A 6626-nucleotide genomic window follows, 5' to 3' on the forward strand; every position below is an offset into this window, starting at 1 on the left:
CATTGTGATGGGCGGGGCTTTGCTGTGCGCAGGTCTTGCCGTGCGCAGGTCTTGCCGTATGGAGGTTTTGCTGTGCGTAGGTTCTGAGCCGCCGGTTTAGGAATCCTTGGAGGTGTGGGTGACGAAAATTTTGCCGCCCTTTTCCTGCACCGGGTAGCTGGCAAGGGGTGACTCCGCGGGGCCGTGCACGACTGAGCCGTCAGATACAGCGAACTCGGAGCCGTGGCAGGGACACACGATGCGGTTGGAATCCTGCACCTGCACCTGGCAGCCCTGGTGGGTGCAGACGGTGCTGAACGCCTTGTACTCACCCGCGGACGGCTGGGAGACGATCACGGTCGTGGAGCCGTGGGTCAGTCGTGCCGCTTTGCCCACGCCCACTGCGGAGGCGGAACCCACCTCAACGGTGCCTTCGGGTGCGGTAACGTTGGAGTCACCTTCAGCGCAGGAGGCGAGCAGCGCACCGGATGCGACGGCACCGGTGATGAGGGTTGCGCGGCGGGAGAAGACGCGAGCAGAAGAATCAGTTTCTGTGGTATCGACTGCGGTGTCGACGGTTGCAGATTCAGTAGCGGGGGAGGCACACGCCTTCTGAGAGCGGCAGCATCCGTTGGGTGCGGGCATGGTGGTTCCTTTCGTGTACTCTCTCCACCCTATGCCGGTTTGGGACAAAAATCGAATGAGAGCAGGCTAAGTTTGGTTCACGCTTGCTCCCGAGGCAAATACTCCCGAAGCAAACGTTCCCGGGGCAAAGAAAATGCCGGTCGGGCGGTCGCATCAGCAACACACCCAACCGGCACACACGTCTATTCAGCGTTAGTGAAAGCTACCCCAGGTGGCGGGCAAAAATCGGCGCAATCACGGGGGCAACCAGACCCGTCTGCCACGGACGCGCACCGTACTCGGCGAGCGCATCCCGCAGGGTCTGCTCGTCAAAACGAGCCGGCGGCTCCCAGCAGAGGCGGCGAACATAATCGGTCGTGATCAGGTTCTGCGCCGGGATATTCAGCTCCTCCGAGAGCTCATCAATTGTCTGACGAACCTCAGTGAACAGTGCCAAGTTTTCCGGGCGCTTAGACTCCCACGCCTTCAACGGCGGCGGGGCAGTCGAGGGCAAAGTAAACGGTACGGCGTTCTCACCGCGTGCCGCCGCGGCAATAGCACGCACCCAGCGCGGGCCCTCACGACGCAAACCGCGCGTCTGAAAACCAGGGATCGACATAATAGCGGGCACGTTACGCGGCATGGTGCGTGCCGCCTCCACAATCGCAGAATCGGGCAGCAGACGCTTCGCATCAACGTCCTTCTTACGCGCCAGCGAGTCACGCTCAAGCCACAGGTTACGCAACGCCGTCAGCTGCTTGACCGAACGCAACAACGTGCGGCCCTTCGTCTTACGCCAACGCTCCGGCTGATCCGCAGGATCCTTCACCGGGGTCTTGCACAGGTACTCAAACTCCTCCAGGGCGTACTGCAGCTTACCCTGCTGGCGGAGCAAATCCTCCATTGCGTCACGCAAATCAATGAGCACGTCAACGTCCAGCAGCGCATAGTTCAGCCAGGACTCTGGCAGGGGCCGGCGCGACCAGTCTTCCTTCGAGTGCTTCTTCGCCAGCTTATAGCCGAGTAGCTCCTCAACGGCCGCACCCAGGTTCACGCGCTCCAGACCGGCAAGACGTGCACCAAGCTCCGTATCAAACAGACGGTTCGGGCGCATACCGAGCATATCCAGGCTCGGGAAGTCCTGAATTGCGGCGTGAATAACCCACTCAGCATCCGCCAGAGCATCGTTAATAATGCGCAAATCCTTAAACGCCTCAGGATCAATCAGGTATAGCTGATCTTCACGCTTGAGCTGCACCAAAAAAGCACGCGAACCGTAGCGGATGCCCTGGGCACGCTCAGTATCAACGGCCACCGGGCCGGACGCCGCCGCCAACTGCTCAGCGGCACGACGCAACCCGCTTTCCGTGTTGATAAGGGTCGGAATCGGTGCGGAAGGGGCCTCCAGAGGAACAACGTCCGGAACTTCGATACCGTTAAGGGTCAGCTGAGGGGTGCCTGCGGCATTCTGTTCAGCTGCGGTACTCATGCACTCAATCCTTTTCCTCTGCCTGGTTCGACGCGCCCATACGATGGGCCAAATGCCCGGGTAGGCGCACGCCCGAGCAAACACGAGCCCGGGCGGGGTGGCGTGCCGCGAAGGCACTACGCCATTCTACCCGCCCGAGCCTAAAGCCTCGAATTTAGAGAGACTCACAATAAGGGGTTCACCGGCGTGCCCGCGAGGGGTCTTGCCTGGGTCTATTCGGCGGATTCCGCCTCGTCAGCTGGCGCCTCGTCAACCGGAGTATCACCAGGCTGTGCTTCACTAGCCTGCGCTTCACCAGCGGGGGTCAGCGTCAGACACACCGAATTAATGCAATATCGCAAATCCGTGGGAGTCGGGTAGCCCTCACCCTCAAACACGTGGCCCAGGTGCGAATCGCAGGCGGCGCAACGCACCTCCACACGGCGCATACCGAACGTCGTGTCCTCCAGGTAACGCACACGGTCCTCAGCCAGCGGCGCGAAAAACGACGGCCAACCACAATGCGAATCGAACTTCTGATCAGAACGGAACAGCTCCGTACCGCAGGCACGACACGAATACACACCCTCCGTGTGGGTGTTCCAGTACTCGCCCGTGAACGCGCGCTCGGTGCCGCCCTCACGCAGAACAGCGTACTCTTCAGGCTTGAGCACCTCACGCCAGTTCTTGGCGATAGCACCCACGCCGGGTAGCGAATTGCCCATCATGACTCCTTCAGCTTGCTCTCATGCCCAGGCTCTTACGGCATATGTAACGCCGCGGCCGGGCGGATTATTCCCGCTGAGCGCGGACTAAGCGCGGATGTCAGCGTACTTGCCGTTGGTCAGCTTCAGCAGGTCGTCCGGGGCGAGCTCAACATCCAGGCCGCGCTTACCGCCAGAGACCATGATCGTGTCAAAAAGCTGCGCAGACTCATCGAGCAGGGTGGGGGAGGGAGTCTTCTGACCCAGCGGAGAAATACCGCCCACCACGTAGCCGGTGCGGCGCTCAGCGACCTTCGGGTCGCACATGGAGGCGCTCTTCCAGCCCAGGGCAGCGGCGGCAGCCTTAATGTTCAGCTTGCCAGAGACCGGTACGATCGCGACGGCGAAATCCTTCTCGTGCACGATTAGCAGGGTCTTGAACACCTGCTCCTCGGAGGCGCCGAGGTTCTTCGCGGCCTCTTCACCGAAGGAGGTGACGCCCTCAACATGCTCGTATTCACGCATCTGGAAGGGGGTGTTCGTCTCGGTCAGCAGTGCTACGGCGGCGGTTGCTGCGCCGCTCTTCTTACCTTTAGTTTTCTTAGCCATAGACACCATTTTACGGAAGTCACCATGCGCCGAAACACATGTGGCTTCTCAACGGTTATGGGGTTATTTCAGTAACCCTTTTTCCTTCAGCTGCTCTTGAGAAAGCGAGCCAACGACAGTCCAAAATCCATCTGATTTGTCTACGTTCTGAGGTAGCCTTTAGGCTCCCTTTTTTTCTTAGTAAATACCGATGAGTAATTGCACGCCAAGACTAGTCAGGATGATAGCAATCCAGCAAAGGGCTCCAAGAAGAATGGATTTTCCACTGGATTTGATCATAGCAATGAGGTTGGTTTTGAGACCAATAGCACTCATAGCCATGATGATGAGGAATATGGAGAGTTGTTTGAGAGGTGAAAAGAAGCTAGTGCTGACACCGAAAGATGTGAGAAGAGTAGTTAGCAGAGAAGCTAGGATAAAGTAGAGAATGAAAACGGGGAAGATTTTTTTAAGCTTCACTCCTTGGTTGTCGCCTTGTTGACGGCTTTGCCAATAGGAGAGGAAGAGAACGATAGGGATAATAGCTAGAGTACGTGTCAGTTTGACAATAGTTGCAGGCTCAAGAGTGTTTGCATTGTAAAGACTATCCCAGGCACTAGCAGTAGCTGTCACAGAGGAAGTATCGTTGACCGCAGTACCCGCAAAGAGAGCAAAACCTTCGTTGGAAAGATGGAGCCAAGAACCTAGAGTCGGAAAGATAAGAGCTGCCAAGACATTGAAGAAAAAGATAACAGAAATGGCTTGGGCTACTTCTTTTTCCTTGGCGTGAATAACAGGAGCAGTCGCTGCAATGGCAGAACCGCCACAGATAGAAGATCCAACTCCAATCAAGGTAGCTAGCTTTGTATCAAGGTTAAAAAAGCGTTGGAAAAAGAAAGCTATAATCAATGCAATTGAAATAGTTGAAAGGATAACAGGAAGGGAAGATGTTCCAACTGCGAAAACTTGTGAGATACTGAGTCCAAACCCAAGCAAAATAACAGCATACTGAAGCAGTTTTTTGGAGCTATAAGTCAAACCGGCATCCAGTTGTGTATAGGAAGTGAGAAAGGGATGGAGAATCATTCCGATAAAAATGGCGAAAACAGGTGCTCCCACAACAGGCAGAAATCCTCCTAAAACCCAAGAGATGATAGAAATGATCAGACAGACTGACAGCCCTGCCCAATTTTTTGATAGAAATGACATAAAAACCTCCGAAAATAAGTACTTCTTATTATGATCTTTTCTGTCAGAAAAGTAAATTAGAAAGTAGGAATACAGACCCAGCCCGGGGAGCGCACCACCTCAGCCTCCGCGCTGATAAAGGCGTTCGATATCCTTGAGGAACTTAATATCCTTCTCGTAGGTATCCAGCATATAGGGCCATACATACTGCATGTCACCGGTCTGAATACCGTAGTTACGGGCTCTGACCCAATCGGCCATCATCTCACGAAGACCAGCAAAGGTTTCAGGGTACTGTTGCGGCTTAGCCTTGGGGAGAGGGACGTTCTGAGCTATACCGTATTCATCAGCTTCACGGTATTCGCCGTCGGGTGCTTTCGAGCCGCCAGAATAGCCGCGGGTAATGACCGGGCTCGGAGTAGCGGAAGCAGAAGCGGCATCGGATGCCGCCGCGAAAGCCGATGCCGATTCGCTCGGTGTGGTGGAGGCAGTGGCTGCCGCCTCGTTATTTGCCTGCTGGCCGCATGCCGCAAGCAGGGCACCAAGACCCAGAAGGGTACCGCCGCTCAGCATTGCGCGGCGGGTCATAATAACGGAAGTCATGGAAGTGTATTCCTCATATCGGTGTGAAGTGTGAATAGGTGGCTGGCTAGAAACCGGAAGACTAACCAGCCGAAGGGAGGAACCCGATAGCTGAGAAGCCACATGTGTTTCGAAAAGCCACAAAAGAAGTGGCTTTTCAGCGAACATGTGGCTTCTCAACGTAAGACCCACGGCAGGAGAACGACCTTACATGTCAGGCCAGTCGCGGTGCAGCGAGTACTCCGTATCCCCGTCACCGTTATCGTTGAGGTGCCAGCGCTGGCCGGTACGGATATCGGCCTTGCGCAGACGCGGGTTCGGGTTATCCTTCTTACCCATCGTGGGGTCGTTCTTGCAGCCCCAACGAGTATCGTCTTCATCGCAGGTGCCGCCGACGCGGCCCACATCGACCCACCACACACGGATTAGCAGCGGGTCACTGGTTGCCTGTGGAGTCACCTTCATCATCTGCCAGGGTCCGCCATCCACGCGGAAGCGAGCCGTGTAGTGCACGGTCGCGTACGCGTGGAAGTTGCCGGAACGCTGGTAGGCGTAGCTGGTTTCCGTTTGTCGCGGACGTTCACGAGGGTAGGTGGCGACCGGTTTACCAGCGGTGTAGTGGGTTGCCTGGTCGCCGTTGCCGTACTCGATGACGTACGAGGAGGGCATGAGTTCAATTTCGACGTGTCCGGCGAGCATGTCTGCTTCAAGGCGGTAGGGGCCACCGTCATCAACATAGAAATTGACCTGGTCACCCTTGTAGACGTTGGGATCGCCTTCTGCTCGGCCAGTGCCTGCGGGGTTGTTGTAGGACTGGTGCAGGGTCGGCTTGCCCGGCTCTAGCGATTGGGCGGCCTCAATGATTTGCGCCATCATTTGTTCCCAGGTGGGGCCATCGTTTGCCTTGGATTTAGTGTCTTGAACAGCCTTGATGTCTGAGGGGATGCAGCTAGCGCTGCTGGGGTTGTGCATTCCCATTGCTGGGCGACCGCGGTCCATGAATCCTGCATCAGTTTCCGGGCTGAGGTTGGTGTGTTTATAGATACCGACTTTTCCTCCAGAGGTTACGCAGTAAAGGACGCCAGGGGTATTTTTGGAGGAGTAGACATCAAAACCACTGGGGTTGTGGCTCTTTTCCCATTCGTGGACTTGGGTTTTTGCTTTTTCCGCTGACTCTATTTCCTGGGTTTTACGTACAGTACCTCCGCCAGAAGAAACCTTGCCGTCAGAGCCTCTAGAAATATTAGAATTAGAATCAGGGCTGGATTTAATAAAAATAGTCTCACATACTTGTGCTGAATTTGGATTATTCGCGGCACATTCAGAGTATGAACTAAATTCCCCCTCAACCCCCCAAGTTGTAGCTAAATTTGAGAATATAAGAGCCGCAGAAATAATGGTAGCTTTAGTAATATTTTTCATGTTATCTACTAATTCTCGGCCTTTGTCGTAGATTCTACAAGCCAGCGGTCTCCGTTGTGGCGCAATTTAAT

The 6626-nt window shown here is 55.4% G+C and carries 7 protein-coding genes; all 7 read right to left on the minus strand.

All coding sequences use genetic code 11. The features are described 5' to 3' along the window. Positions 1-96: 96 nt before the first annotated feature. A complete protein-coding gene (locus tag ROTMU0001_RS07585; protein ID WP_005509039.1) occupies positions 97-624 on the minus strand; it encodes a Rieske (2Fe-2S) protein in 528 nt (175 codons plus the stop codon). A gap of 202 nt (positions 625-826) precedes the next feature. Further along, on the minus strand, positions 827-2092 hold the full coding sequence (locus ROTMU0001_RS07590; RefSeq protein ID WP_005509040.1) for an HRDC domain-containing protein: 1266 nt from the start codon (positions 2090-2092) through the stop codon (positions 827-829). Between the two features lie 212 nt (positions 2093-2304). Next, positions 2305-2796, minus strand: coding sequence for a peptide-methionine (R)-S-oxide reductase MsrB (msrB, locus tag ROTMU0001_RS07595; RefSeq protein WP_005509041.1), 492 nt, complete (start codon positions 2794-2796; stop codon positions 2305-2307). 87 nt (positions 2797-2883) lie between these two features. Next, positions 2884-3384 carry a Cys-tRNA(Pro) deacylase gene (gene ybaK / locus ROTMU0001_RS07600; RefSeq protein ID WP_005506356.1) on the minus strand — a complete coding sequence of 167 codons (501 nt, stop codon included), beginning with the start codon at positions 3382-3384 and terminating at the stop codon, positions 2884-2886. Between the two features lie 177 nt (positions 3385-3561). Next, positions 3562-4572: a YeiH family protein gene (locus ROTMU0001_RS07605; RefSeq protein WP_005509042.1), complete on the minus strand. Its 1011-nt coding sequence runs from the start codon at positions 4570-4572 to the stop codon at positions 3562-3564. A 99-nt stretch (positions 4573-4671) separates the two neighbouring features. Further along, entirely contained in the window at positions 4672-5154 is a 483-nt protein-coding gene (locus ROTMU0001_RS07610) for a DUF6318 family protein (RefSeq protein WP_005509043.1), read from the minus strand. A gap of 186 nt (positions 5155-5340) precedes the next feature. Continuing rightward, positions 5341-6132, minus strand: a complete 792-nt coding sequence (locus ROTMU0001_RS07615; protein WP_245534299.1) for a hypothetical protein — start codon at positions 6130-6132, stop codon at positions 5341-5343. Positions 6133-6626: the final 494 nt, after the last annotated feature.

Origin of the sequence: Rothia mucilaginosa ATCC 25296, from assembly GCF_000175615.1 — a bacterium.
Classification (GTDB): domain Bacteria; phylum Actinomycetota; class Actinomycetes; order Actinomycetales; family Micrococcaceae; genus Rothia; species Rothia mucilaginosa.

Excerpts from the sequence above, each read along its gene's own strand:
- ROTMU0001_RS07585 (WP_005509039.1), bottom strand. The coding sequence starts at position 624 with ATGCCCGCACCCAACGGATGCTGCCGCTCTCAGAAGGCGTGTGCCTCC.
- ROTMU0001_RS07590 (WP_005509040.1), bottom strand. The coding sequence starts at position 2,092 with ATGAGTACCGCAGCTGAACAGAATGCCGCAGGCACCCCTCAGCTGACC.
- msrB (WP_005509041.1), bottom strand. The coding sequence starts at position 2,796 with ATGGGCAATTCGCTACCCGGCGTGGGTGCTATCGCCAAGAACTGGCGT.
- ybaK (WP_005506356.1), bottom strand. The coding sequence starts at position 3,384 with ATGGCTAAGAAAACTAAAGGTAAGAAGAGCGGCGCAGCAACCGCCGCC.
- ROTMU0001_RS07605 (WP_005509042.1), bottom strand. The coding sequence starts at position 4,572 with ATGTCATTTCTATCAAAAAATTGGGCAGGGCTGTCAGTCTGTCTGATC.
- ROTMU0001_RS07610 (WP_005509043.1), bottom strand. The coding sequence starts at position 5,154 with ATGACTTCCGTTATTATGACCCGCCGCGCAATGCTGAGCGGCGGTACC.
- ROTMU0001_RS07615 (WP_245534299.1), bottom strand. The coding sequence starts at position 6,132 with ATGGACCGCGGTCGCCCAGCAATGGGAATGCACAACCCCAGCAGCGCT.